Annotated in this window: 2 protein-coding genes; one reads left to right on the top strand and one right to left on the bottom strand. The window is 74.8% G+C overall.

The features are described from left to right. Positions 1-1,868: thioredoxin domain-containing protein (locus ACTIDRAF_RS0214750; protein WP_016699504.1), on the bottom strand; the 1,868-nt coding region annotated here is incomplete at its 3' end. Between the two features lie 252 nt (positions 1,869-2,120). Here ACTIDRAF_RS0214750 and ACTIDRAF_RS0214740 point away from each other — a divergent pair. Next, the gene (locus tag ACTIDRAF_RS0214740) at positions 2,121-2,996 is read left to right on the top strand and encodes a spermidine synthase (RefSeq protein WP_026066120.1); all 876 of its coding nucleotides are present in this window, start codon (positions 2,121-2,123) and stop codon (positions 2,994-2,996) included. The last annotated feature ends 9 nt before the right edge of the window (positions 2,997-3,005 follow it).

Raw genomic sequence — 3,005 nt, 5'->3', positions numbered from 1 at the left:
GCCACCACGGGCGCCCCGCCCGGTGCGTGGCGGCGGGCCACGGCGAGGAGTTCCCGGCCGCGCGGGTCGTCCGGCGCGAGGACCAGGCCGACCTGCACCGGCCCGGCGGCGACCGCCTCGGCCACCGACAGCCAGTGCCCGGCGAACCGCGGGGCGCGTTCCACCAGCATCCCGTGCCGGGTCAGGGCCTGGTCGACCACCTCCCGGTAACGCCCGGCGGCCTCGGGACCGGCCAGGACGGAGGCGGTGAGCAGGGCACCGGTCAGCGAGGACGCGCCCGACGGGGTGGCGTTGTCGCCGGGATCGGAGGGGCGGCGCACGAGGGCCTCGGCGTCATCGCCGGTGTCGTGGAACCGGCCCGGCGCCTCCTCGTCCTGGAACAGCGTGAGCGCGGAGTCCAGCAGGCCCAGCGCCTCGGTGAGCCACCTTCGGGCCCCGGTGGCCTGGTGGAGGGCGAGCAGCCCGTCGGCGAGGCACCCGTGGTCCTCCAGCACCCCCAGTGCCGCCCCGGCGACACCGCCCCGGGAGCCGCGCAGCAGCCGCCCGTCGGCGAGGTGCAGGTCCAGCAGGAGCGCGGCGGCCTCCTCGGCGGCGGCGACCCAGGACGGTTCGTCCAGCGCCACGCCCGCCTCGGCCAACGCGGCGATCGCCATGCCGTTCCAGGCGGTGATCACCTTGTCGTCCCGGTCCGGTTGGGGACGACCGTTCCTGGCCGTCCACAGCCGGGTCCGCACCCGTTCGAAGCGGTCGCGGTCCTCCGGGTCGCGGGGCAGCCGGAGCGTGGACGCCCCACCCTCGACATTGCCCTCCTCGGTGACGGCGAACACGGAGGCGGCGTACTCCGCGTCCTCCCCCAGCGCGGTGCGCAACTGGTCGGGGGTCCAGACGTAGGTCAACCCCTCGACGCCGTCTGTGTCGGCGTCCAGGGAGGAGGCGAACCCCCCTTCGGGGGTGCGGAGCTCGCGGAGCAGGAAGGACGCGGTCTCCGCCGTCACCCGCTCCGCCAGCGGGGAGTCGGTCAACCGGTACAGGTGGGCGTAGGCCCGGAGCAGCAGGGCGTTGTCGTAGAGCATCTTCTCGAAATGGGGAACCTCCCACCGCGCGTCGACGCTGTACCGGGCGAAGCCGCCCGCGAGCTGGTCGTGGATCCCGCCCCTGGCCATCGCCTCGGCGGTGGAGAGCGCGACGGCCAGGGCTCCCTCGTCGCCGGTCCGTTCGGCGTGGCGCAGCAGGAACTCCAGGACCATGGACGGCGGGAACTTCGGGGCGCCGCCGAACCCGCCGTGGCGCGTGTCGACGTCGGCGATCACCGTGGTGCGGGCCCGGGCCAGGACCTCCTCGTCCACCGGTGCCTCGGGCAGCGGCCCGCCGTACTCGGCCAGCTTGGCGACGATGTCGGCGGCGGCCGTCCGGACCCGCGCCGAATCCTCCGCCCACGCCTCCCCCACCGCTCTGAGCAGCTGCGGGAAGGAGGGCAGGCCCGGCCGCGGCGTCGGCGGGTAGTAGGTACCGCAGTGGAACGGCTCACCCTCGGGGGTGAGGAAGCAGGTCATCGGCCACCCGCCCTGGCCCGTCATCGCCTGGGTGGCCTCCATGTACACCGCGTCCACGTCGGGGCGTTCCTCGCGGTCCACCTTGACGTTGACGAAGAGCCGGTTCATCAGCTCCGCGACGTCGGGGTCGGCGAAGGACTCATGGGCCATCACGTGGCACCAGTGGCAGGCGGCGTAGCCGACGGAGAGCAGCACCGGGACGTCCCGGCGTCGTGCCTCCTCGAACGCCTCTGGCCCCCACTGCCACCAGTCGACGGGGTTGTCGGCGTGCTGCCGCAGGTAGGGGCTCGTCGCGTTCGCCAGCCGGTCAGCCATTCCGCCACCCTCTCAGGTTCCGTGGTGTCCGCGCTCCCCCGGTGGGCTGGAGACCGGCGGGTCCGGACCGCGTGGTCCGTCCCCTCCCGGGTGCCCCGGCCGGGACCACTCCCCGCCGACGCTACTGCGCCGACCGTCTCGCCGTCGTCCGGCGGTGGCCGGAGGAGGCACGGGACCAGCTCCGCTCGCGGTCCGGCGGGTGGTGTTCGGGCGGCCTCGGCGTCGACCGGGGCGTCCCGGCACACTGGGGCGGTGAGAGCACGCGGGTCGGCGGCGGAGCGGGGCAGGCAACGCTGGGGTGGGGCCTCGGAGAGCCGGGAGGTCGACCAGGGGGTGGCAGAGCTGCGACCGGACCGGGACCGCCCCTCGGGATGGACGCTGCTGGTGAACGGCACCCCCCAGTCGCACGTCGACCTGGCCGACCCGGAGTACCTGGAGTTCGAGTACATGCGGCGGTTGGCCCACGTCATCGACCTGGCTGCCGCGCCGGGCGCTCCGGTGGACGCCGTTCACCTGGGAGGCGGGGCGTTGTCGTTGGCACGCTACCTGGGTGCCCGCCGTCCCCGGTCCCGCCAGCGGGCGGTGGAACCGGACGCCCGGCTCACCGAGTTCGTCCGGGAGCGCCTTCCGCTGGACGCCCGCACCCGGGTCCGGGTCAGCGCCGCCGATGCCCGCGAATGGCTCACCGGGCATCGCCGGGACAGCGCCGACCTGCTGCTCGTGGACGTCTTCTCGGGGGCCAGGACGCCGGCGCACCTCACCACTGTGGAGTTCGCGGAGCAGGCCAGCCGGGTGCTGCGCCCCGGTGGCGTCTACGGGGCGAACGTCGGGGACGGACCACCGCTGGCCTTCGCCAGGGGGCAGGTGGCGACGCTTCGCGCGGTGTTCCCCCACGTGCTGCTGATCGCCGAGCCCGGGGTGCTGCGCGGCCGCCGCTTCGGCAACCTGGTGCTCGTGGCGTCGCACGCCCCGCTGCCGGTGGTGGCGCTCAGCCGACTGGTCTCGGGGGATCCGGCGCCGGCACGGCTGGTCGAGGGCAACGACCTGGACGCCTTCGTCGGAACGTCAGCCCCGGTGCGGGACGGTTCCGCGAAGCCGTCCCCCGCGCCGCCCTCGGGGTTCTTCTGAGCGGTCCGA

The organism is Actinoalloteichus spitiensis RMV-1378, from assembly GCF_000239155.1.
GTDB lineage: Bacteria > Actinomycetota > Actinomycetes > Mycobacteriales > Pseudonocardiaceae > Actinoalloteichus_B > Actinoalloteichus_B spitiensis.
This window is presented reverse-complemented; position numbering and strand designations above follow the sequence as displayed.